The sequence below is a fragment of the Bradyrhizobium sp. STM 3566 genome, from assembly GCF_045571445.1.
In the GTDB taxonomy this organism is placed as follows: Bacteria; Pseudomonadota; Alphaproteobacteria; order Rhizobiales; family Xanthobacteraceae; genus Bradyrhizobium; species Bradyrhizobium vignae.
In genome coordinates, this window is the sequence record NZ_CP120692.1 from 6252875 (window position 1) to 6277599 (window position 24725).

Annotated in this window: 20 protein-coding genes; 9 read left to right on the forward strand and 11 right to left on the reverse strand. The window is 57.8% G+C overall.

Translation table 11 applies throughout. The annotated features are described in order from the left end of the window. Positions 1-331 precede the first annotated feature (331 nt). From nifA to P6U27_RS30095, 11 genes are all read right to left on the reverse strand, one after another. Positions 332-2164, reverse strand: a complete 1833-nt coding sequence (gene nifA / locus P6U27_RS30045; protein ID WP_407193017.1) for a nif-specific transcriptional activator NifA — start codon at positions 2162-2164, stop codon at positions 332-334. Positions 2165-2349: 185 nt separating this feature from the next. Beyond that, positions 2350-3186, reverse strand: a complete 837-nt coding sequence (locus P6U27_RS30050; RefSeq protein ID WP_122406867.1) for an SDR family NAD(P)-dependent oxidoreductase — start codon at positions 3184-3186, stop codon at positions 2350-2352. Positions 3187-3807: 621 nt separating this feature from the next. Next, the gene (locus P6U27_RS30055; RefSeq protein WP_122405182.1) at positions 3808-4008 is read right to left on the reverse strand and encodes a hypothetical protein; all 201 of its coding nucleotides are present in this window, start codon (positions 4006-4008) and stop codon (positions 3808-3810) included. Next, on the reverse strand, positions 4005-5114 hold the full coding sequence (locus P6U27_RS30060) for a nodulation protein NodZ (protein ID WP_407193018.1): 1110 nt from the start codon (positions 5112-5114) through the stop codon (positions 4005-4007). The genes P6U27_RS30055 and P6U27_RS30060 overlap by 4 nt, the downstream gene beginning before the upstream one ends. A gap of 269 nt (positions 5115-5383) precedes the next feature. Continuing rightward, the gene (locus P6U27_RS30065) at positions 5384-6172 is read right to left on the reverse strand and encodes an ABC transporter permease (RefSeq protein ID WP_407193019.1); all 789 of its coding nucleotides are present in this window, start codon (positions 6170-6172) and stop codon (positions 5384-5386) included. A 3-nt stretch (positions 6173-6175) separates the two neighbouring features. Then, positions 6176-7096 carry a nodulation factor ABC transporter ATP-binding protein NodI gene (gene nodI, locus P6U27_RS30070; RefSeq protein ID WP_407193020.1) on the reverse strand — a complete coding sequence of 307 codons (921 nt, stop codon included), beginning with the start codon at positions 7094-7096 and terminating at the stop codon, positions 6176-6178. A 1-nt stretch (position 7097) separates the two neighbouring features. Further along, positions 7098-8807 (reverse strand): nodulation protein NodU, encoded by a 1710-nt coding sequence (gene nodU / locus P6U27_RS30075; RefSeq protein ID WP_407193021.1) that lies wholly within the window; start codon positions 8805-8807, stop codon positions 7098-7100. Between the two features lie 13 nt (positions 8808-8820). Beyond that, positions 8821-9450, reverse strand: coding sequence for a nodulation methyltransferase NodS (gene nodS, locus P6U27_RS30080; RefSeq protein WP_407193022.1), 630 nt, complete (start codon positions 9448-9450; stop codon positions 8821-8823). Positions 9451-9461: 11 nt separating this feature from the next. Next, a complete protein-coding gene (gene nodC / locus P6U27_RS30085; RefSeq protein ID WP_407193023.1) occupies positions 9462-10838 on the reverse strand; it encodes a chitooligosaccharide synthase NodC in 1377 nt (458 codons plus the stop codon). A 16-nt stretch (positions 10839-10854) separates the two neighbouring features. Beyond that, entirely contained in the window at positions 10855-11514 is a 660-nt protein-coding gene (gene nodB, locus P6U27_RS30090; protein WP_407121520.1) for a chitooligosaccharide deacetylase NodB, read from the reverse strand. Then, a complete protein-coding gene (locus P6U27_RS30095) occupies positions 11511-12140 on the reverse strand; it encodes a NodA family N-acyltransferase (RefSeq protein WP_407194498.1) in 630 nt (209 codons plus the stop codon). The genes nodB and P6U27_RS30095 overlap by 4 nt, the downstream gene beginning before the upstream one ends. Before the next feature lie 836 nt (positions 12141-12976). Here P6U27_RS30095 and nodD1 point away from each other — a divergent pair. The 9 genes from nodD1 (at position 12977) to P6U27_RS30140 (ending at position 24575) form a co-directional block, all read left to right on the forward strand. Further along, complete coding sequence (gene nodD1, locus P6U27_RS30100) at positions 12977-13921, forward strand: transcriptional regulator NodD1 (protein WP_122405191.1); 945 nt, start codon at positions 12977-12979, stop codon at positions 13919-13921. A gap of 633 nt (positions 13922-14554) precedes the next feature. Then, positions 14555-15526: a transcriptional regulator NodD2 gene (nodD2, locus tag P6U27_RS30105; RefSeq protein WP_407193024.1), complete on the forward strand. Its 972-nt coding sequence runs from the start codon at positions 14555-14557 to the stop codon at positions 15524-15526. A 915-nt stretch (positions 15527-16441) separates the two neighbouring features. Beyond that, entirely contained in the window at positions 16442-17155 is a 714-nt protein-coding gene (locus tag P6U27_RS30110; protein WP_209294518.1) for a MerR family transcriptional regulator, read from the forward strand. A 221-nt stretch (positions 17156-17376) separates the two neighbouring features. After that, a complete protein-coding gene (locus P6U27_RS30115; RefSeq protein ID WP_407193025.1) occupies positions 17377-18606 on the forward strand; it encodes a branched-chain amino acid ABC transporter substrate-binding protein in 1230 nt (409 codons plus the stop codon). 481 nt (positions 18607-19087) lie between these two features. Next, positions 19088-20119 carry an LLM class flavin-dependent oxidoreductase gene (locus P6U27_RS30120; RefSeq protein ID WP_407193026.1) on the forward strand — a complete coding sequence of 344 codons (1032 nt, stop codon included), beginning with the start codon at positions 19088-19090 and terminating at the stop codon, positions 20117-20119. A 47-nt stretch (positions 20120-20166) separates the two neighbouring features. After that, positions 20167-20298: a hypothetical protein gene (locus tag P6U27_RS30125; protein WP_407193027.1), complete on the forward strand. Its 132-nt coding sequence runs from the start codon at positions 20167-20169 to the stop codon at positions 20296-20298. Positions 20299-21721: 1423 nt separating this feature from the next. Continuing rightward, positions 21722-22099 carry a NolY gene (locus P6U27_RS30130; protein WP_407193028.1) on the forward strand — a complete coding sequence of 126 codons (378 nt, stop codon included), beginning with the start codon at positions 21722-21724 and terminating at the stop codon, positions 22097-22099. A gap of 681 nt (positions 22100-22780) precedes the next feature. Continuing rightward, positions 22781-23008, forward strand: a complete 228-nt coding sequence (locus tag P6U27_RS30135) for a hypothetical protein (protein ID WP_129144899.1) — start codon at positions 22781-22783, stop codon at positions 23006-23008. Between the two features lie 841 nt (positions 23009-23849). Next, positions 23850-24575 carry an outer membrane protein gene (locus P6U27_RS30140; protein ID WP_129144898.1) on the forward strand — a complete coding sequence of 242 codons (726 nt, stop codon included), beginning with the start codon at positions 23850-23852 and terminating at the stop codon, positions 24573-24575. The last annotated feature ends 150 nt before the right edge of the window (positions 24576-24725 follow it).

The window sequence follows — 24725 nt, forward strand, 5'->3', positions numbered from 1 at the left end:
GCCGACCGGTTTGACGTCCAATGAGCATTGCCGCTCACTAGTCCGAGCTTGATCGACGAATAAGCATGACGCTTGTTAGATGTTCAGCAACCGACTGTTCGCGATTGCATGGCCCGCAGGTGACGCTAAGTATGTCATTGCGAGCAAGTCCTCCGTCATCGAACCAGGTGAGCCCGCCTTTCGACAGCAGACCCGCAAGCGTGCGCGGTGACGCTCGGGGCCAAATCGCCCCGTGGGCTGACCCATTTCCTTCAGACTGCGATGAGATTGCCTATCGGAGATAGTCCTCTTATAGCTATTTGGCAGTAGCAGTTCCCACCGATGTCGTCGTTCAGAACCGCTTTATCTCGATTCCATATTTCCTCAGCGCGTAGCCAATCTGGCGCGGCGTTAGTCCGAGCAGGCGCGCTGCTTTTGCCTGCACCCAGCCAGATCTTTCCATGGCCGCAATGACCCGTTCGCGATCGGCTATCCTCGCGCCACTAACGAGAACTGTGCCGGGAGGCCCCAGTGAGGCCAGTTCGCCGCCGACAGACTGGATCGGCTGGGTCGGCTGGCTCGGCTGAGCTAGCGGAATGGTGGACTTTGCGGGCACCGATGGCATGGGTGCGGGTTGGTCTGGTCTCTCGTCCGACGTGCCTTTCCACAGCATCGCAGATAGGCACTGGCCGTGGCAGCATGCAAAGTCACTTCTCACGATCGATGATCCGGCGCACAGAGTCGCTGTACGCTCGATGCAGTTCTCGAGTTCGCGGACATTTCCCGGAAAGCCGCAGTTCATCAGTACATCGATCGCACTCGCCTCCAAAGTCAGCGTACGGCCGTTCTCGTTATTAAAATTTCTGAGGAACTCCCTGGCAAGCAGCGGAATATCACTGCGTCTTTCGCGCAGCGGTGGCAACAGTAAGGGAACTACACTGATGCGATAGTAAAGGTCCGCGCGAAACTCGCTCCTTGCGACAGCCTCTTCAAGGTTCTTGTTGGTCGCAGCTATTACTCGAACATCGACCTTAACAGTCTGGTTACTGCCGACGCGCTCGAACTCCTGCTCTTGCAGAACGCGCAGCAACTTTGCCTGGAACGAAGCTGAGATCTCGCCGATCTCGTCAAGAAACAGCGTTCCTTTGTCAGCAAGTTCGAAGCGCCCCTTGCGCGAGCTGAATGCACCGGTAAAGGCGCCTTTCTCATGTCCGAATAATTCGGATTCCAGGACAGTCTCAGGAAGCGCCGCGCAATTCAGCTTAACGAACGGGCGCCTGGCGCGGGACGATGATTCGTGAATGGCCTTGGCTACGAGTTCCTTTCCGGTACCGGATTCGCCACGCAGCAGAACCGTGCTGTTAGATCTGGCTACAACCGCAATCTTCTCGAGCAGCCCGCGCAGGGCCGGACTGTCGCCAATGATCCCATGGGCGTGTAGCTTCTTGCGCTCCCGAGCCGGTTGCCTGAGCTCTAGTACTTGCTTTTGTAGCCGGTCTTTCTCCGCCATCAGCCGTTCGCGATCGCAGGCGAACAAGCGATGTAACTTCACTGTTTGTCCCACCAGGTTGGCGATCATGGCGAGCAGTCGCGCATCGTACTCGAGCCCGAGGCTCGACCTATCGTCGCGGATCCGGTCAACCGTCAACGTACCCACGACCTTCAGATCAATGCGAATCGGAACCCCGATGAACGACACCGGGATATCATCAGAGGCGCCGAGCACTTCCCGGTCGGCAGCGCTGAATACCGGCTCGGCGGCCACGTTCTCGACGACAAGAGGCCTGTCCGTCGCGATGATCTGGTCGATTGCCTTCCGCGGCAGTCGCATCCGGTAACGTTCGTCGCTGCCTTCGCTCCAGCCCGCGCCCACTGTAATGTCCGGCATGCCGTCGTCATCGAACAGTGAGACAATGCCGTGTCGTATCTGCACAAAAGACTGCAGAAGACCAACAACGTTGGCCAACGTGAGTTCGAGCCGACAAGGAGCGGTGAGTATTTTCGATATTTCGAAGATACCGGTGAGCGCGCTCTCACGCAACGGCTCCCCCGAGAGCTTACCTTCCGGCTCAGGTTGCGAGGCAGGTCTTTCACGTGAGGAAGGTATATCCAGCATGAGGCGGGCTCCGTTCTCTTGATCATCCTCCCTGGTACCTTGTCCCGGTTGGCGAGCTTCGTTTTGCATGTCACTCTCGATCTAACGCCAAGTGTTGACGAGATGACATAGAACCATGACACCTTTTCATGGCACGACGGTAAACTTACGGTGTGCATTCATTTCATTTTTGCGGATTGCGTGCGCGTCGTCAGCGGAGAACATAAGCACCGCTGCTGCAGCTCACGTCAGCTGCGTCGCCAAGGCCGGCCGATTCACAGATGTTGCCCACCATTGATCGGTACCTCGGCCCCCGTGACATAGCTCGCCGCATCCGAGCACAGGAAGAAGATGACCCTGGCCACTTCATCCGGGGTTCCCACTCTGCGAAGCGGGATACTTGACACGAGACGCCCTTCTGTGTCGGGCGACAACATGTCCGTCCTGATTTCGCCGGGCGCGATCGCATTCACGCGAATACCATGCGGCGCATAATCGTGGGCCATTTCGCGTGTGAGGCTCGCAAGCGCAGCTTTCGACGTCGCATAGGCACTGCCGGCAAACGGGTGCACCCGCGAGCCCGCAATCGAAGTCACATTCACGATCGATCCTGACGCGGCTCTTAGCTCGTCAAACAAACCCTGCGCCAACAGGATCGGGGCCACCAGATTGAGATGGAACACCTTCATCCAAATCTCGATTGACGTCGTCAACGACGTCATCCGATCGCCAGCGGGCGTTTTCGGCGAGACACCGGCATTGTTCACTAGCGCGTGCAAAGGTGCACCGGCCAAGCGTTTCTTGACCTCAGTGATCGCGCGCGGCAGCATTCGATGATTGCTGAGGTCGATCTGGAGATGATCTTCGTTCCCTGCCTCCCAGGGGCATCGCTCGTGGTCAAACGGTTGACGCGCGCAAGAAATGATGCGCCAGCCCGCCTCCGAGAACAGCTTGGCGGTGGCATGACCAATTCCGCGCGATGCGCCGGTGAGTAACATCACCTTCTGTTCTCCGCCCCGAACACGGGCTTTATGGGCTTGAAGGGGGCAACCCAAATTTGCTTCGGGCACCGGGCCTTTGATCAGATCGTCATTTGGCAGATCCAGACCCACGCTCGCCTCCTCTCCTGCTGCGCGACGCACGCGTAGCAGGATTTGGGCCACTGCGATGCATGTAAATCGGCTTCCGTTTTGCGTCCTAATGTCGCGCACAGCCAATGCTTGTCGGGTTCAAGACACGTTGCGTGTGCCTTGTGACAGCGATGGTGCATCAGCTACGCAATATCGCAAGCACATTCCCCTTCGAGAAGGCAACGAGCCGCACTCTCTTGCTGATCGCACAACCGGAAGACCAGCAGATGGCCAACGCCTCTCGTCGAGGCAACGAGAGATCAGGATAGCGACTGCGGTGAGTAGCCGCCTCAACTCAAAAAGCTGACGTCACCAGCTTCTACGTTAGGTTCGTCGGCAACTGATGCGACTTCATGGCTCCTGTTCTGTGTCCAGCGCTGGCACATCGCCCCGCCGATTCGTTGCGGACCACCACCTGGCGTACTGAATTTCTCCTCAAGACTAGTGGAGCTCGAGAGCGCCCGTCCGCGCCAGCGAGCGCCGACCGCCAAGAGGGAACTCGCCGGCTGAACGGAGACCTTTCGCATTTTCATCCGCGATCGACCACCGATTAGCTTCGACTTGCGAGCTTCCGAGGCGACGACAAAGACGTGTTCCCCCTGTTTAACGCGGCGGCGTCACGCTAAGGTCATTGTTCTCGAGCTTCAGCGGAAGACACTCGCACCCCGCCTCGTTCTGGTCTGCGGTGGAAGTTGGCGACAGAGCATCACTTTGGGCAGACAATTGCCGCCCCGAAAAGATCTGCCAATATTGCTGGATGCAAAAAGCGACAATCAGATCGATCAGCCTGGCTACGACTTTCATGAAGCCACGAACTCTTGCGAGGTTTCTTCAATCAGGATCAATCGACTCGGATCGTTCAAATCGAATTCTATAACGCGTGGGGCAAAGAGACGCGCATAGCGCGTGAAGGCGCTTGTCGGGGGAAAACGGATCACGGTGTCGCAGCGCGCTAGGAGATACATATCAATGAGGGCGGAAAAGCCGCCCTCGGCTCCGAGCCCGGCCTTGTGCAATGGGCCGGCCTGAGGTGCCTGGAACCGTTTTGGGATCGTCCAAACATCGGGAAATATAGTCGAAACCTTCTCGAGGACGATTGCGCTGTCCGTGCACAGGAAAGCCTTCACGGGTTTTGCGTGGGATAACCCCCTCGCCTTATCAATGGCATTACAGACCTGTCGCAAGGCGCGCTCCGAATCAGCCCAGTAGGGAGCATGCCCCATAATATCCTCGCCATTGCCATGGCGGACATGGATGCCGATTACGCTGTACGATTCAAAGTGCTCGCGGTAGATTGCATCGATCCGAGCCTGAATTTCAGGTCGTGGCTTGATACTCCGAAAGATTTCTCGTTCGGCCTCCTGATCGCAGCGCCACATCAGGCAGGCGTCACATACAACCGTGTTAGCGTCACTATCTTTCTGACTTTGGAATAGTTGATCGAGTTCGTCGCGTTCCCGGAAAATCTGCTCGTCCGGGCGATAGACGCAATCGATGGATGGTTTATTCCACCAAGCCGGGAAGAATGGTCCCGGAAATGAACACTTATTGATCTCGTCGTCGCAAATCACCCGCACGCCAGCAATGCCTTGAACGGGTTCGAAGAAGACTGGAAAGGCATTCGTGAATGGCTCATCGAGGTAACAAGATCCCCGCCAATCAATGGCTAGCGTCCGTCCTGTCTGCTTTGCAAAACGCCAGGCTGCCGCCAGTGACCACAGGCAATCGCCAAACCCCGTACGCCGCCGGGAAACTACGAATCGTTCATTCCTCAAACCGCTAAGCATCTGCATTGCCTGTTCCAGGCCTCCTGTTTGGACAGAAGACGTCACTGCAGACGTCTCACTCATCTCGTCCGACGCCATGGCCTGAAATCGCGGTGCCGGCGAACTACGTCGGTAGAACTTCATATCAGCGATATCCCTGGTGCGCCGCGTTCTTTCAAGTTTGCGTTTCTTCAGCGGCGTAGCGTCGACGTACCGATCTCAGTCGGATGCAGATGCCGCCCTGTGCGTCGGATGGCCTGGCCGCCCTCACATGCGGGCGATAGCAGCGAACGTACGATAACCCTCAAGCCATGCAGCAGCTGCTCTGGCAGGTTGAATAGCCTCGAGCTATCGCAAAAGAGCATCGCGAGGTGGCATCAATTCACTTTTCGGCGTTTTTGCGGAATTTCATGTCAACGCAGCAGGCGCCGCCGAAAAAGTACTGTCGACACGAAGAAGGGCAATACCGCGTACAGGCAAAGCGCACCGACATGCAGCGCAGCGTCGCCGACGCCGCGCTCAAGCATCACCGGACGAATGAGGTCGACCGAATGCGCGAGCGGCAACAAGCCGGCGAAGTGCTGAAATGAGCTGGGCAGTTGGCTTATCGGGAAGACCGCGCCACAAAGAAACACCATGGGCGTAAGAATGAGCGACTGGTAAAACACGAAGTAGTCGTAAGTTGGCGCAAGAGCTATGACGACCATTGCGAGGCTAGCAAAGACAAAGCCAGTAAGGGCGACTGTTGGTATCGCACAGAAAATGGACGTCCAGGATGCATAACCCAGCATGGCAGCCACAATCCCAATTGCTGTCCCGGCCAGAACGGACTTACTGGCCGCCCACACCAATTCACCTAGAACGACATCGCCAAGCGTGAGCTGTGTGAACAGGACTGCCTCCCAGGTGCGCTTTGCATCCATGCGAGCAAAGGCAGCATATAGGGTTTCAAAGGTCGCGGATGTCATGGCGCTGATCGCGACCATACCCGCCGCCAGAAACGCGATGTACGAAGTCCCCTCAACCTGTCCCATGATGAGTCCGAGGCCAAAGCCGAGGCCAAACAGATTTGTTATGGGATCTGCGAGGTTGCCGAGAAGCGATGCAAGCGCGACTTTCCTCCATGCCAGGAAATTTCGACGCCATACCGCGATCCAGTTGTATGCGTTAGCGGGCATTACCGCGGCATAACCTTCACCCATCGCTCATTTCTCCATCTCACGCCCGGTCAAACGCAAAAACACGTCCTCGAGATTGGGCGGGCGCTGCAGAACGCGAAGGTTCGCTCGCCCGCGCAGGTGCACGCGTATCTGCTCCGGGTATGGCGCATAACAAAAAAGAGTTTCTCCGCTCACTTCGATGTGCCGCGCATAGGGTCTGATCAGCTCACGAAGCTGAAGTGGATCACTGCCATAGATTTCGATCACGTTGCAGCCGATATGCTCACGGATCAAGGCGTCGGGCTTGCCTTCGGCGATCTTAGATCCACTCTCAAGCACGCACAGCCGATCGCACAGGCGTTCGGCCTCTTCCATGAAGTGAGTGGTCAAGAGGATCGTCTTGCCGCGCGCAAGCAGAACTCGCAGGCGTTCCCAAATCAGGTGACGTGCATGCGGATCCAGACCAGTTGTCGGCTCGTCCATGACGAGTAAATGTGGATCATTAATCAGGGCGCGCGCCAGCGTCAGCCGCCTCTTCATGCCACCGGACAACTCGGAGACGCGCACATCCGCCTTACGCTCGAGGCGCGCAAACTCGAGCAGCGATGGCGCGAGCTCCTCGATCTTGCGAGCGCTCATGCCGAAATAGCGGCCAAACACAAGCAGATTCTCTCGCACGGTGAACTCTAGTTCAAGGTTGTCGAACTGCGGCACCACGCCGATGCGTGCCCGCGCCACACGAGCGCGGGACGGCACAGGCTCATTGAGGACCGTAATCTTGCCTGCATCCGGCGAAATCATGCCGAGGAGCATACGCGCAATCGTGCTCTTGCCAGCTCCATTTGGCCCAAGCAGGCCGAAGCATTCTCCTCGCGCAACCGAGAATGACAGTTCATTGACGATGACCTTGTCGCCAAATGACTTTTTCACGTCGGCAAGGTCGATCGCTACCGTGGACATGTTCACCTTAGGCTGAAAGAAGTCGTTCAGCGGACGATGGCTTCTCAACGACCGTTTTGGTCCAAAGCTCGCCGTCGCACCACACATGCTCAACACGCCCCCATTGGCAGGCCGCGGCAGCATCCGGGAAGAATCCCCGTCCGTGGAGGTTGGCGCTCGTGTTGCAGAGCAGCGGGATTCCCGTGAGTTGCTCAAATTCGACGAGAAGCGCGGCGACCTTGTGCGGAGAGTTGCGGGAGATTGTCTGCAGCCGCGCCGAGCCGTCAAGATGGACCACAGCGGGGACCTTGTCGCGCCATTCCGCCCGGGTCTGGTGATCGAACAGCATGTAAGGATCTGTCGTACCTGGGCTGAAAATTTCTGGCGCCCGATCCTCCAGACAGATCGGCGCCACTGGCCGGAAGTGCTCGCGACGCTTAATGTCGTTGAGATGATCCTTCATTGCGGGCGATGTCGGCGCTGCAAGAATGCTTCTGCCGCCCAACGCCCGCGGCCCAAGCTCGGCGCGCCCGGAAAGGAAGACGACCGGCTTGTTGTCGGCGAGAATCGCCGCAAGTTCACGCAGACTGCATGGCGTCGCCTCCCAATCCGGCGGAAGCTCGCTGTCCTGCAGGTCCGGACCACTGTAGACTGACCATTCCAATGGCCCGAAGCCATTTTGCGCCGCTATCGCGCCACAAGCGGCGCCGATCGCCGATCCGCTGTCATTCGGAAAGGGTGGCACCCAAACATCATCGAACAGTCCCGTCGCACGAAGCGCGCTGTTCCACTTGATATTGAGACCGCAACCTCCGGCGATACATAGATTTCGCGCTCCCGCAAGCGACGAGTGTCGCAGCAGAACCATCGCCATTTCCTTGACAAGAAGACGCTCCACGAACACATGAAAGGACGCAAGGACGTCCTCCGCTCGCTTGTCCGTCAGGCGCAGCGCGCTTGCCTCGAAGAAGTCGTGCAGTGCCGCAAGAGAGGATTCCGCATTGTTGATGTCAGCGCGGTAGCGACGAGCCTGCTCGGTGTCAGCGGCGAAGCGCTTTTCATAGAGCTCCTGAAACACCGCCACGATGCTTTCGTCGACAGAGCCAAGCGCGATGTAAGCCATCAGCTTGCCGGCTATGCCCAAATCCCAACTCGAGCGGTTCGGTTGCCTGTAAGGGCCGAAGTGAAGGCCCGCGGCGGCGTAGGCATGGCCGATCATCGGAAATAGGGATGCAATGAGCCGCGCCCCCCGAGGTTCGACATAGTAAAGACGTGGAAAGATGCAGCCATCCCATACCAGACAGAGTGCGGGTTTTCCCGCGCTGGCAAAGGGACTGGTGCTATACGCTGACGCGACGTGGCCCGTGACGTGCGGGTAGCTCTTATATGAAAAGACCTTGCCTCCGAGGATCAGGCCAAAGCCGTCGACGGAATCAAGAAGGCCCTCAGCATGGCGCTCGACATATGGCGCCCCTTTCAGCGCGATCGGCACAGCGCCACTTAGGACCTGGAACTGCGACTCAATCTCGCCATCCCAGCCGTCGATGACGAACTGATCGATATCCCGCGGATCCAGTCCATGCTCCGCCAAGGCGAGCACGACTGCATCGAGATTCTCGACGGATTGGTAGCGTGGACCGTTGCCGCACTTTTCTTGCTCGGTGCAAAAGACAAGCCGCCCGTCCTCGACGACGGCAATTGCCCCGTCATGTGTTAACTTGATACCGCAGATGCGCATACGATCCCCTGGTCTAGTGACCGACGTTTGATTGTTCTGACGAGTGACCCGGCTTTCGGAACCGAACGATCAAGCAGTCTTCGTTGACCGATTCGGTGTGGCAGTGCAGTCGCTCGACCTCCGATAGGCTCTCGGTGAAGAGCGCGATCACCGTTTCGGCACCAGCAGCATGACCCCACCGTTGACATGTGGCGTCACGTGCGGACCCGAAAATCAGAGCTCCATTTGGAGCGAGCATACTCACCAGGTTGCGGATAGCCGCATGCATCTCGACAACGTCCTTGAGGTAGTAAAGAACCTCGGCCACGACGATCAAATCGAACTGCTCAGTGGTTGAGAATCGCTGAATGTCGCAGACCACCCACGTGATATTTGACCGCTTCGACGTCCGTCGTCGCGCTCGCTCGATGGCCTGCGGCATGACGTCGACCACGGTGAGTCGCTCGCATAGCGGCGCCAGCATGTCGGTGAATGCGCCGGCTGCACATCCAACTTCGAGGGCACGCGCAACATTTCCATTGCAACGCGACATCCGAAGCATTTGTGCGTATCGCTCCTGCTCGAAAGAACTACTGTCGAGGCGCCATGGGTCGTCGACAGCCAACTCTCGCTCTAATAGCTGGTGACTTGCGTCCGGACTCATGAGCCAATCACCTACTTGCAGGCCGTCGAACGATCGTGAGCGCAAGCACTCTTCGTTGCCGTCAGGCTCGATTCACTGGACGACAACCCCGCCTTGCGAATTGTTCCAGACATTCCCCATTTGCTCGCAGCACTTCGTCCAGCGGTCGGGTGCAGGATGACAGACTGCTTTTCCCCTTCGGCCGGCACATTGGTGACCTTGCGCGATAGCCAATCGCTGTTGCTCAATGTACAAAGCGCATAGGCCTTCAATGGAAGTAAGAGAAAGATATTGATCGGTGTGTGGAGCGAGAAGCCGAGAAAGCGCAATTCGCGCGCACGAAGGGCCGCCACACTGCACCGGACCATTGTCATTGCTGCAATCGTCAATCCCGTCCACCAGGGCACAGAACCGACGATCAGGAGCTGTGCAAGCGCTGCCAGTGATGACAGGGCGAGAAGCAACGGGCCGAGATTTTGGCCGATAACGTCTAGCGTCAGATAGCCATCGAGCTCCGGCAGCAGGCGCAGTGCAAGGAACGTATCCCGGAAGGTACTGCGCGCCCAGCGGAGTTGCTGACGTAGATATGGCCCTAGGCGGTCCGGGACGACTGTTGCTGCGATCGCGTCCGAGACGTATTCGGTTCGAAATCCCGCCTTGAGCATGAGGATCGTTAGATGGCGATCCTCGCCGAAATCGCTCGGCTTGCCGCGAAAGAATTGCGCCTCGTATTGATCAAGAAGCAAGGCGAGCGCGGAGCGACGATACATGGCACATGGGCCGCAGCAGCACATGACGGCACCGAAACGCGCCTGCGCCGCGCGCTCTTCGTTGCATGCCAGCCAGTATTCCATATCGATCAGCCTGGTCAGCCAGGTTTGGCTGCGATTGCTCGCTATCAACTGACCCATGGCCGCACCGATTTGCGGGTCATGCATCTTCAATACGAGCTTGGTAACGACGTCAGCGGCAAGTATCGTATCCGAGTCGACGTTGAGGACCAGGTCACCGGATGAGCTGCGTATTGCGGCGATCTGGGCCTTGCGCTTTCCGACGTTCTTTGCCAACAAGATGATGCTGAACCTCGAATCGTTCGCATAGATTTTGTGTATAGGCGCGACAAGGTCGCGATTTGCAGATCCGTCGTCGACCACATAGACCTGTAGCTTTCCCGTGTAGTCTTGACTCGCAAGCGACTCCAGACATTGGGCGAGCGTGACTGGATCCTCGTTGAAGCATGGTACGATGACGTCTACACTGGGAAGGACCGCCTCCGATCGTCCCAGGTTGTCCTGCAGCGATGGGTTCGTCGCCGGTTGGGCATATAGCGCTTGCGCGCTCTTGTATATCGTCGAGAGCAGCGCATAAGACGAAACAGCGGCAGCACTGGTTGTAGCGAGCAGGTCCATAGGATGTTGGTTCTGTTCAGTGAAGTTGAGGGAGTGGACGGATTACAAACCCGCGCCGTTGTAGTGCTGGGATCAGATGTGACAGCGCCATCGTGGTCTGATCACGCAGCGTGGCAGCAGTGCAAAGTCGCTCCTCATCAGGCGGATATCCATCGTGCAGGAGCACAATTGCTCCCGGGCGAACGGTCGCCAGTACTGAATTCACAATTCGATCAACCCCGGGGCGTGACCAATCTCTGGGATCGACCGACCAGTGCACAGCTGTGAGACCAGCGCTCGCTGACGCAGAGAGCACCTCTTGTGTCCACATGCCGTAAGGTGCCCGCATGTGTCTGGGCGAAGCCTGCGGGCACGCCGAACGGATCGCCTCGCTCGCCGTCAGCACTTCGTCGCGCACCTCCGCTGGTCCGCATCTGGATAGATCCGGATGCGTCATCGTGTGGTTCGCAACCTCGTGCCCTTCCGCGATCATTCGCCGAATGAGTTCAGGTTGTTCGGCCGCATATGTGCCAATCACGAAGAACGTCGCCGGAGCTTGATGTTTCGCCAGGACATCGAGCACCTCTGGCGTGCAAAATGGATTGGGCCCATCATCAAAGGTTAAATAGACGGGGCGACTTCCGGTCACGTCAGCATAGTCGCAACGGACAGCGGATAGGGGGAAACGCTCTTTCACAACTCAGGTCCGTTCCGATCGATTATCGTCCCGGCGGGCCACTCGCTTATCGCGCGTCCAACCGGGAAAACCACCACGATCACGTCTTCGATGCGGATCGGCGACAGATTGGGGTAGACGTCCGGATGCGTGGAGCGGACGCGAATGCCAGACATCAGGGTGGCGAGCCCCTGCCTTGCGACCAGTCGGGTCATATGTTTCGCAAGCGCAGGCCGAACCGTACCAAAACCGAATGGAACCCCAAGCTCATGCAGTATCGGATACGTCACGCGCATTGCGTGGCTGATTCCCTGTCCTTCGAGGTCCGGGCGCACCGCATACAAGCCGAGCTCGGCAACGAGTAGATCGACCCCACCAATCTTGATGAAACGGCGTAGTAGCCCGACATGAGCGGCTACCCCGCGCGCGTCATAACCGATAATGCGGACCTCGGGCCTCGCCCCGGCCCAACTTCGGTTGCCTTCAAATGGCTGCGCATTGAACGCACCGGTCGGCCCGTAACTGTTGCGGAAGAACTCGGCGAGTTCGGCATGATCGCTGAGCTGCAATTCGCTTTCCCAGCGACGGCTCCACTGCACTTGAGTGCGTGCAGAAGGATCTTCCGTTCGTGATACGGCAATGTTCATGGCGGGTTTCTTTGCGCCAGTTGAATTATGAGCGGAGATGGTCACGTGAACTCCCTAATCGCCGAACCGCTGATCAACACTCAAATGCGCTGCCACGACCCGCCGAGAGCGCGGCACTTCTCGACTCCACCGCGCCGTGCGGCTTCGCTCGCGACGAAGCGATCTCATGGTTCGGACTCGTCATTCGGCCAATGCCCCGCGCGAGATATCCCGGAAGATGCCGACGAGGCGATTGGACTAGCCACACTCTGTCTGCCCCACGGAGCTTTTCCGCCTCGGCTCGCATCGCTGTCGACGTTTTGACGTCTAAGGGCAGGCCTTCGATCCGCGGAGCCTCATCGAGGGCGCATCCGAGTGGCATCAAATCAAGCTGGTTCTCATGCATCTTCGACACGCCCTGAAATGCGGTGGACAGGCGAGCTATTTGGGAGCCGCCTGAATTACTTGACATCCGCAATCTGCGTCTGCCGCTCTTTCGGGACACTAGAATGCGGCTAAACGCGCTCTCAAGTGTACGCGGGTAAACCTCCAATATGGAAACGGATGGAACGCGCATACCAAGGTTTACGCAGATCGGCCTGGCATCTCCAGCGAGCGCGCTTCGCACGGAGAAGAAGCGACGCGGCTCGCGCGGACCGACCATCGCCATCTTCGAGACGAATGCGCCCGCTGCTCGCACGTCGAGTACTTTTTCTCTGAGCCGGCGTGAATGAGCAGCAGCCATCGTGGTACGACCGATTACTTTTCCAAACTGATGTTTGCTATTCAACATCCCCCAGTTTGGTAAAATCGATTGTTCCGATGGAACACATCCACATGATGGATAGACTCAGAACATGCGGTTCAAGGGACTTGATCTAAACCTTCTCGTTGCGCTCGATGCTCTGATGACGGAGCGAAACCTCACAGCGGCGGCGCGCAAAATTCACCTGAGCCAGCCCGCTATGAGCGCTGCGATCGCGCGGCTGCGCAGCTATTTCCGCGATGAACTATTTACCATGAGAGGTCGCGAGCTCGTCCCCACGCCTGGCGCGGAGGCGCTTGCAGGTCCGGTTCGCGAGGCCCTGCTGCACATCCAACTCTCGATCATATCGCGGGACGCGTTCGACCCTACTCAGTCGAGCCGACGCTTCAGGTTCATTCTCTCCGATTTCATGACCATCGTCTTTTTCCGCAAAATTGTGGACCGCATTGCACAGGAAGCTCCCGCGGTGCGCTTCGAATTGCTGCCATTTTCCGATGAACCCGATGAGCTGCTCCGCCGGGGCGAGGTCGACTTTCTGATTCTGCCGGAACTGTTCATGTCGAGCGCGCATCCTAAGGCGACGCTGTTCGACGAGACCCTCGTATGCGTGGGATGCCGCGCGAACAAGCAGCTCTCCCGGCAGCTTACGTTCGAGAAATACATTTCGATGGGGCACGTTGCGGCGAAGTTCGGACGCGCGCTCAGACCAAACCTCGAAGAATGGTTTTTGCTTGAGCACGGCGTCAAGAGACGCATTGAGATCGTTGTGCAGGGGTTTAGCCTGATTCCACCCATATTGTTGGACACGGGCCGTATCGGCACAATGCCCTTACGACTGGCCAAACACTTCGAAAAGCGGATGCCACTGCGGATCGTCGAACCACCGCTCCCCCTGCCCGCATTCACCGAGGCTGTGCAGTGGCCTGCGTTCCACAATACCGACCCGGCGAGCATTTGGATGCGGCGGATATTGCTGGAGGAAGCATCCAACATGGCATCTATGCATCAGGAGCCTCCAACTCGCAGGCGCTGCTAGGCTCGACATAGGCCGCTCCACCTTCCAAATACGCTAACGATCCTTCGATCGTGCTCGGACGATTTCGTCACTTCAACGTCTCTGGCGCGAAGCTGCCAGAGACGGCGATCGGCTGCGAAGACTTGGCCCGTGGTGAGCTCCTGGCCTCGCAGGTGAGGTTTGACGCGCTTGCACTGCAAACAGGCGACGCCGGCACTATCGGCAGAACACGCCCTCCTCCAGTACACTAATGTTTGGCTTGCCCGATAAAATGGCTTGAATCGCACACTGCGTCAGGTTGTAGGTTCGCCGCCGTGGCTAACGCTGCGCTACGCGGCCGTCGACTGGGCACTTTGGCGAACTCACCGCACTGGCCGGACACTAGGTTGATCTGCCATTAACCAACTGACCGGGTCCTATTGTGTGGCTCGCCGGAAGCGGCGAGACCGACCAACTTCGGGACTCCTGACGGTTTGCGGCGGCCGCTGGTCCGCCTACTGCCGAGCTCTCCATCGTTGCGGTCATTTCACGAGCGTCTTTTTGCGATCGTGAGTTGGAACGATGTCCATTCGGGCGAGCCAATAGGACCTCTCCAGACGCGGCCGTCATTGCTCGCGGTGGCGTCGCAATTACGTTCACGCCGGATAACAAGACATGCGCTTCAAAGGTCTGGATCTAAATCTGCTCGTCGCGCTGGATGCTCTAATGACCGAGCGCAACCTCAGCGCAGCGGCACGCAAGATTAACCTTAGTCAGCCTGCCATGAGCGCAGCCGTTGCCCGGCTGCGTTCCTACTTCCGTGATGACCTGTTTGGAATGAGGGGCCGTGAACTTGTCCCGACGTCACGCGCGGAAGGACTCGCAGCCCCTGTGCGCGAAGCTCTAACGCACATTGAACTCTCAATTATCGCGCGGGACGTGTTCGACCCAGCTCGGCTGAACCGGCGGTTCAGGATCGGCCTTTCTGACTTTATAACAGTCGTATTCTTTCGAAATGTCGTGGAGCGCGTCGCGCGAGAAGCACCCGCCGTCAGCTTCGAACTGGTGGCGCTCACCGATGAGCGCGATGAGCTTCTCCGCCGTGGCGAAGTCGATTTTGTTATCTTGCCGGAATTATTCATGTCCAGCGCGCACCCCAGGGCGGCCCTATTCGAGGAGAGGCTCGTCTGCGTAGGTTGCAGCACGAATAGTAAACTGCTGCGGCCTCTTACATTCGACCGGTATATGTCCATGCGCCACGTGGCGGTTAAGATCGAAGGTGCGCGCAAGACGCCGGTCGACGAATCCTTTTTACTCGATCTCGGCCTCAATCGGCGCATCGACATTCTTGTGCAGAGCTTCAGCATGATCCCGCCCCTGCTGGTAGGCACAAACCGCATAGGGACGATGCCGTTAGGGCTCGTAAAGCATTTCCAAAGAACGATGCCCCTTTGCATTGCGGAGCTCCCGCAGCCATTCCCCGCCTTCGCTGAGGCGGTCCAATGGCCCGTGCTTCACAATAGCGACCCCGAAAGCCTGTGGATGCGAGAGATATTGTTGCGGGAGGCTACCCGCATGGCGACTGGAGACGAGCCCTCCATCATCTGCGCTTCGGAACGGGCAGATGCTGCCGGAGATTTCGCATGATCTGCCTCGCCGTTTTTCGTAAGGACGTTCGCAAGGTCTGCGAACTTCATATCCCAACGAATGTCTCAGAGCAGACAATTTAGGCTCGCCTCGCTCGAATTCATGATCGCTCCATAAAGATTGTCGCAGCGGACGCCTAGCATGATGAGTTCTGTAGGTCTTTCGCACGTTGGCAATCGGCTCAAGGCGCGAGGGGCGGCTCGGACTATTGGCTTGCTTAGAGAGACGACGTACGTGGCACCGGGCCGCCGGCCGCACCCGCCTCGACACAGCAGAAAGGGCCATGGGCTGCTCTCGTCAACTCTCCGAATCGGTAGGGGCTCCGATGAACGGAGAGGCTGAGCTTCCTCGCAGTCGTACCATCACACACCGTGAGCGTGCCGGTCATCGATCATGCACATGGCCGCGATCTCTCGCGCTGTCGAAGCAGGGATCGCGCTCGCGTGTTGCCCTGTCGCATCACCTGTGAGCACATCGCATCTTCGTCGCTCGCCGCCGCGGGTCTGACTTCTTTTGGCCCTATCGCAGCCAAACGTCTTGACGACGTGCGCTGCCACGACAATGACAAGCAAAGGAGCTGAACGTTGGAGCAATGCAGCGGCGTGTTCGATCCGGAAGAGCTTTCCATCCTGGGAAGCCTTTATGATAGTGCGGTCACCGCGCTACCCCCGTCCATGCAAAGTCCGGAAAATCGCACAGCAATCGCCAAGCTCATCCTGGAGCGTACAGCGGCTGGCCAGACTCAACTGGCATGCTTGACGAACTTGTTGATCACCATTTCCCCCCAGGGTTGATCCCACGCCATTCTGAGGATAGTCACCACTCTCGCGCTGGAATGAAAGACGATCCAGCGAGAGCTTTGAAATTACTTGAATCACACGTGACGTCAGGTTGTAGGCTTTGAAATTGAGCAACATGAGCAAAGCTACACCACGAAGGCGTCGATGGCGCATTGGCGAACTTGCAGAGGCGACCGGAGTAACGGTACGCACGCTGCATCATTATGAACACACTGGGCTCCTAGCAGCTTCAGAGCGTACCGACGGCGGCCATCGGATGTACGACCGCGAAAGCATGCAACGGGTTCACCAGATTCGGGCGTTACGTGAGCTTGGCTTCTCCCTTATTGAGATCCGTAAGGCTATGGAGGGCACGACCTCACTCCCCGATCTTCTGCGCAAGCATCTACAGCGGATAGAACTTCAAGTCGCTCGAGCAACTCTGTTGCGAGATCGCTTGCGCAACATGACCATCGACAGTGAACTCCAGGTAAGTGTGGATGAGCTGCCTGCCACCCTCAATGCCATGTCGCGGGTCGAGACGCCCAGTCAGACGTCCCGATGCACCTGCAAGTTAGCTGCCGATCGCGAGGAGCGGTGGCGGCGGATCCGCGACGACTTGCGTGATTGTATGGATCGGGGCGAGCATCCTTGCGGGGAGCGGGCCAAGGCTGTCGCAGTTGCAGCACGCTTGCTGATCAGCGAAATCGCCGGCGCCGATACGCGCGTTTCGATGATCCTGAAGGTCCTTGCACGATTAAGCGCCCCCCGTAGCCTAGCTGGTTGGGATCCCTGCCTCATGCAATATCTCGATCTCGCCCTTGGCGGGTTAGAGGATCAGCCGTACTAATATCTGATGGCCGGCTCCGCGCGGCCTTGGCGATCGGCCCTGGCAATCTGAAAACGCGATGATACTTGGTAGGTCGGCGGCTCTGATGCGGGCCGAACGTTTTATAGGTTCAAGCAGACAATCGTCATGACCTCGTCGATCGGTGCTCCCTGACGCACTGATCGAGGCTCCCTTCGAAAACGGCCTTGAACCGCACGTAACGTCAAATTGTAGGTTCTATCGTGGCCGCACTCTGGCCGACCGAACGCAAGCTTCGCCTTGCAAACAGCCTTAACGTGCAGGCACGCCTGATCGAAGCTGCCGGCAGTTCACTTCAGGTAAGCACTGGGATCTCTGCAATGTTGAATAGACGTTGTGCTTCTGCTGCGAGTGCAGCGCTTCTCTTCTGCACTCTCGCCTCGGTTGCGCGCGGCGCAGAGGTCAATATTGCCGTGGCTGGCCCAATGAGCGGAAGCAGCGCTGCGATGGGCGCGCAAATGCGCGATGGTGCAGCTGCGGCGGTCGAGGCGTTGAACGCTTCTGGCCTACTTCTCGATACCAAGGTGATCTTGAGTGTCGCCGACGACGCTTGCGACCCGAAGCAAGCTGTCGCAGTCGCCAATAAACTCGCAACAGAGCGGGTCAGCTTGGTCGTTGGCCATTTCTGTTCGTCTTCGTCGATCCCGGCCTCCGAGATTTACGCCGAAGCAGGCATCATCCAGGTGTCACCCGGCTCGACAAATCCTCAGCTAACAGAACGCGGCCTTGCAAGTGTCTTTCGGATCTGCGGCCGCGACGACCAACAGGGCATCGTTGCCGCCGAGTACATTCACCGGAACTACCCTAACGACAAGATAGCGGTGCTCGACGACAAAAGCACCGCAGGCAAAGGTATCGCCGACGTGGTCGAAGCCTATCTTCGGAACTTCGGCGAACAAGTCATTCGGCAGAGCTATGTAGCCGGTGAAAAGGATTACAGGGCGCTGGTCTCAAGAATGAAGAAGGATCGGGTGCGCGTCGCCTATATCGGCGGCTATCATACCGAAATCGGATTGTTTGTACGCCAGGCGTCAGAAGCAAGAGCGGCGCTCATCGTCATGGCGAACGATCCGTTGATGACCTCTGAGTTCTGGGCCATTACTGGCAGCGCTGGAACTGGCACGTTGTTCACCTTCATGCCGGACCCAGCCGCGAATGCCAATGCGGCCGGCGTGGTGGCCGAACTCAAGGCATCCAACCTGTCTGCCGAAGGCTATACGCTTTACGCCTATGCAGCCGTGCAAGCATGGGCAGAGGCGGTGAACCGGACCGGCTCTTTCAATGCTGCACGCGTGGCCAACGCACTTCGTTCACGGCAGATCGATACAGTCATTGGGCCAGTCCGGTTCGATGCAAAGGGAGACAATGCGGCTCCTGGCTTTCTGGTTTACCGCTGGCGAGACGGCCGTGTTGAAACTGTCGAGCAGAACTGATTGGCATCAACGCCGTCTCCCCAAAAAGCCAAAGTGACAAGGATTATGAGACGCACTCAGGTCGTAGGAACAGCGATACTCGCAAGCTCTCTTATACTTGCAGCCTTCGGAGCGTTTCTCGCGTTCGTCGCAGCGCTCGCCGAGCTACCGGATGTCGACCTGACGGAGACGCTACGTCCAATGATAGACAAATAGTAGCCGTGCCGATCTGATCTGGCTCGCAAGGCACAGGACCTCTGAAGCGGCTAACGATGCTTCTGGTCGAGGACATGCTCGCTGTGGAGGCGCTTGGGGAACGTCTATCAACGGTTGGACTGGACCGCCATTTGCGCATTCTCGTGATCCACTCACATGGTGCAAGCTCAGATCGCGCCCTAAAGAGAAACGGCCTAAGCGGTCAAATGACGAACGAGACTCTTTGAGTGCGATGCCATGAAGCAACCAGGCCTCGCCATCTGCCCCATTATCGGAGATTGATCGAGTGAAGAGTGGCCTTCCTTCAAGACTAACGTGCGGTGTTTTCGACCATTTGGATGACGACGGCCGAGATGTCACACGACAATATGAAGATCGTCTCAAGCTGACCGAGGTCTGCGACTCGCTCGGCTTCTACGCTTATCACCTGGCCGAACACCACTGCACACCTCATGGCAGAGGGCCCTCGCCGAACCTGTTTCTTTCGAGCGTCGCGCAGCGCACCCGGCGATTACGCTTCGGTCCGCTCGTCCTGTTGCTCAACCTTTATCATCCGTTGCGCGCATTCGAAGAGATTTGCATGCTTGACCAATTGAGCGGCGGCAGGCTCGAGGTCGGGATAGGCCGCGGCTCCCAGCCGATTGAATGTGGTTATTTCGGCATCACTGCCGACGCTGCACCAAGCCGTTATACGGAAGCCAGTGAAATCCTGAATATTGCGCTGAAGGGACATATGCTATCTTATCATGGACGCTACTTCGAGTTGAGCGACGTACCCTTAACGTTGAGGCCTCATCAACGTCCATATCCGCCTATCTGGATCGCAAGCAATCGGGCTGAGACGGCACAGTGGGCCGCGGCAAATGGCGCCAATCTGGCGTGCATAGGCCCCGCCAGTGTTGTCCGGAACGTTACGGACGCCTACCGCTCCCATCGAGCCCACAATACAGCCGCACATGGCCGCGAGCCATTTCTCGGGCTGGCCCGCATGGTCGTGATTGCGAAGTCTGATCGGGACGCTCATGCGGCGGCCGAAACTGCGTATCGGCGATGGCTGGAGAGCTTTAAGTTCCTTTATGAGCTTAACGCCATTCCGACACCGCCCGCCCTTCCGCTGACCTTCGATGCAGCACTTGAAAGCGAATTGTGCGTCGTTGGAACGCCGGCTTCCGTCCGACAGCTCCTTCTTCAGCAGATGGAAGTGGCAGGTGCCAACTACTTGCTTTGCCAGCTTGCATTCGGAAACCTACCGCTGGAGATTTCCCTGCACACCGCAACCGCGATCAAAGCTGAAATTCTCGATAGCTTTGGCTGGTAATGTCTGCATTTGGGGTAGTATGCGTGGCAAATAAACCGAGATGCAGGATGAGCCCTGAGCAATCGCGGGCCTTCATTGCAAAGGCCCGCGAGATCGAAGCGGACGAAGAGCGTTCGGCCGCGGATGAGTTGATAAAGCGGCAGCAAGACGCCAGGAAAAATAACGCGCTTTCGATGTAAGAGGAAAGATTACGCGCGTGCGCGATCCACAAACTGGATGCTTCCCATCAACACTTTCGATTTTACCATTTTCAGCCAAATACCCCATAAGTCGATCGCCGGTTTCCGGAAAGCACATTTAACGAATGTCGTGTGAGCAATGGACCCTTTTTGCTTTCAGCCTAGTCGCAGGCCGATTCAAGGTTCTCGTGGCTGCATCGCCAACGACACCCATCACTCTTTGGAGTCGACGCACGTGCCGCGCAAATGCGGTCGGATGGTCAATCGCAATGTCTGGCGCGTAATCTATCGCCCTGGCGCCTGCCTTCTCAATCATCCAAAGGCCTCGAAGAAGATCGACTCTCACGCACACTGCTTGGCCAAGGTAAATGCGTGCGCTGCATAGAATTGGGGCAGGCGAACTGGCCTCTACCACGGTGCGGGCTGGACTATTTGCCCTGACCAGGGGGGCGCCCCCGACGATCCGACGCTGTCGCGGCTTTCAAAGAAAGCAGTGCGGTCAGCTATCTGACCACGCTAGGCGCAAGCCGCATATCCTCCGCCCAGGACGAGGCAATGATGTCGATCGGTGTGATGAGACCAGCCTAGCGATCTTACTGCCCACCCCTGTACGCCGTGTAATCGTGGAGTCTCACTCTGCTCGCGTCCTCAGTCTTCGTCGGCAGGCGGCTTCCACACCCATTTCCTACAGACTGACGCTACCCTATCTCCTTCCATGCGCCGGCGCTGTTCGACCATATCCCGGCGCGGTTATCCCTTCTCAGCAATCCTTACTTCACCATCGGAACGAGGGGTGGAGATGCGCGATCTGCCGGTCTTGTGTCTTAGCGCGCCCACCTTCCAGGAGCCCATCCGCACCCTCGTCGGGCCAGGCATCGCCTGTCAACGAACGCAGAGAGAAACCGCAGACGTATGTAGCGGATGTTATTTCTGGGTTGCCTAGCATGGGCTGGGCCATAAGTTTCTGGTATGATGAGCAGACCGGTCTGGACCAGTTGACGGAGCGCCTTCAGCAACAGCTTCGTCCAGCGCCAAGCTCTTTTTATGGCACTCTGCCCTGGGGAGCCTCCGGTTACGTCTGGATCGCTATGTCAGGTTACGAGCAATCGCGCAGCAGTTCGGGTCGCACTTCTCGACTCGCGGTCATCAGCGGTGTCCCCGCTGGCTGGAATCACTGCCACTGTCCCACGCGCTGGACCGGCTCGATATCAAGTGCCGGTTCGCGCTCTCTGGTCGATCGCCTTTGCGGTCCTTTAGCGGCACATGCCTACCACCCTCTTCCTCCGGCGACCGTGCGTGCACACCTTGCCTTGTGCAGCAGCCATTCGTTCTATCGCCGCCTCTGCCGTCTCGCCAACGGGAAAGCACGACCCAACCGTTACTCAACCTGGTTTCTGCATTTAACTACTTTGGAGCAAACACCGTGGAACTTGACCCTTCCAATTCACGCTCAGAGGACCTCGATGATCGCATCGACCTGCAACTCGACATCGTAGCCGCCCTCGTAGGCGAAGAAGGCAACGAGCTCGAAGCGATCCGACTGCTAAACGCCCTGACAAACCAAATGATTACGGCGGAACTTGAGCTCGGCCAGCTCGGCGATACGAGAACCGGGGGCCGCGCCGGCGACCAGAACACGAGGCGACTGTCGCAAGACCGTGGCGTTTACTACCCAGAAGACCTTCAGGTTTTGGGACGCCTTTTCGATCAGGCCGTGGCGGCATTACCGGCAGTGTTGCGAACTCCCGACAACCAATTGAAGATCGCGAAACTAATTCTGTCACGTGCAGCAGCGGACTGAGATGTCGTTTGGCTTTCTCTCCGTTTGATGGCGCGCATCGCGGGGCTGGCTGCTACGGCCGTGCGCGCCAGGGATCGACGACTTGGTGTTTATGACTCACTGTCCCGTCAAGCGCGCCGCTTCCGCCGGCCTTTCCATATCACAACTGTTCGCCACCATTCTCGAAAGCTGGAGCCTGCACCGAGAGCAGGAGGCCACGTTGGGTCGAGCAAAGGACGACGGCACGCGGATACTTGTCAGAAAGCAAGCAAGCAGTGGTCGGAAAACGCCACACGCTTCAAGAAACGCTTCTTAGCTAGAGACTGCGAAAGGAGCGGAGCGATCCATTTTCATCGATGGTCGGCTTTAGTCGCGATTGGCATGACCCCGATCTTCCGATTGCGGGAACAATAGCCCAATATCGACCGACACCGAGAAAAAAAGACCACTTTGGCAACGAAGCCGCGCGAACAACGCGAGCTCGTTCAGTCGCTTCAGAAATATTCGAACGCGCCTGGCAATACGACGTTCGGGGTCATCGGAACTTCAACAAACATCTGTAAATTCATGACGCATCGAGAGCAGCTCGATGCTCCGAGTGTACTGCGGCTCTGATGTCTTACTTGCTGGGACAAGCCACAGACGCTCGGTTTGCTTTTGCGAAGGTACTTTCCTTGTATCAGGCCGTCGTGGAGTGTTGAGATGGATCAGCAGATGCAAGATGCTATCGTGAGCGTCGCATTTGATAAGGCCTGGCGCTTTGTTGAAACGGATCCGTTGCTGGCGCATAATCGCAAGACGGTCCTTCATAGCCGGTTGTGCACTTTACTTGAGTCTTCGATAAAGAACGGCGAACGGAATACTTTGAATCTGGCTAACGAGGCGATACGCAGCTTGCGGGCTGAATTGGCGCGGTCGACCGAGCAATAAGGCGCTTGACCCTATACTGCCACACGAGCTTGGCTTGTGGGGACATCGGCGGAAAAATACCGGGGCTGAGCGTGGTGGAGCTGACCCTCCTTCATGTTCAGCCCCTGCTGAGACGAGCACGTTGGCGACGACTATCGCTTATGCAGCTCTTCTGGTGATCCAAGACCAGTCACCTGGAATCCAGTGCAAGTCGGCGACAAGACGAGACAGCCGCGCTATTACTCGCTGGCGCCAGCAAAAGCGATACCGTTTCCTCTCCTGACCCCTGGCTCGGCACGAACTGCGCAACTTCAAGCAAGGGCCCTCGTCAAGCACAGCTGCATCCACATCTGTCGATCGAGGGCGAGGTTTAGCTGTGCTAGAGTTGTGACCGGTCCTCAGCAAAGCGATCCGGGGCCTGTGATGGATCGTCCCGCATCGCTCACGATTGCAAGTGGTAGCACGAGCCTCCTACCGAAATAATGAACTGGAGCGCCCGAGGCCGGTCCTCGATCAGCGGTTTTCATTTGCCGAACTCTCTGAATAGCGGGCATGCACGGGGCATGCTGGCGCGGCCTTGCTCTGTCGCTAATTCGCGGCTGAGGGAGCCAAAGATCTCGGCTCTGTCACGGGCCATCACGAACTAATCGTGTTCAAGGACGCCTCTGCGCGAGGCGACCAGTGTCAGGCCCCAGCATTTCCGTCGAGGCAGTGCATGGCAAGTTGCGCGCTCCACAATCTGACGCAGCGTGCGATTGGGCCCATTTCTTTCGAAGACATGTTGTGCGGCAGTTACAGCAATTCGCGGTCATATTGTTAAATGCACGCCGCCGGGGGAGCACCGAAAGGAAACGACACTCGAATGAAAAATATTCTGATTCTGACCGCAGCCATCGGCGTACTCGGTGCGGCCGCTCCCGCATTCGGCACGGACCTGGCCGGGCAGCCTGTCAAGGCCCACGCGGCATCGCTGCCGGTCCCAGCCCCGATTATCGACTGGTCCGGCTACTATATCGGCCTCAATGGTGGCTGGGGAACGGGCCGCAACTGCTGGGATTTCAATGGCGTCACTCCCGAAGGCTGCCATAATTCGGCTGGCGGGACCATCGGCGGCCAGATTGGCTATCGTTGGCACATCTTCAACATGGTCTACGGCATCGAAGGTCAGGGCAACTGGGCCGACTTCAGCGGCTCCAACGTCAGCAGCGTCTTTCCGGCAAACACCGTCGGCACCACGACAGATGCATTCGGTCTATTCACGGGGCATATCGGCTACGCGTTCAATGCCGTCCTACTTTACGGAAAGGGCGGTGCTGCGGTGACCAGCAACACCTATCACGTCAACTCGGTGGCTACGGGCGCCGAGCTTGCCAACAGCAATGATGTCCGTTGGGGTGGCGTGCTGGGCGCCGGTGCCGAAGTCAGCCTCACGCCGAACTGGTCAGTTGGCGTCGAGTATAACCACTTGTTCATGCAGCGCAGCAACATCAGCTTCCCAGGATTTCTCGGCACGGACCGCACCCACCAGGACGTCGATCTCATCACGGCACGGCTCAATTACAAGTTTGGCTCACCCTTTGCCAAATAGAGACCTCCAAGCGGTTGAGTGAAACGGAACCCCGACCCACGGTCGGGGTTCTTTCCTCAGCGGGACCTCTCGCTGCCGGCTTCCAATCCCAGTTCCGAAGCACAAAGTGCGAGTTCATCTGAGCAACGGGCCACAGGCTGGGTGGTGTAA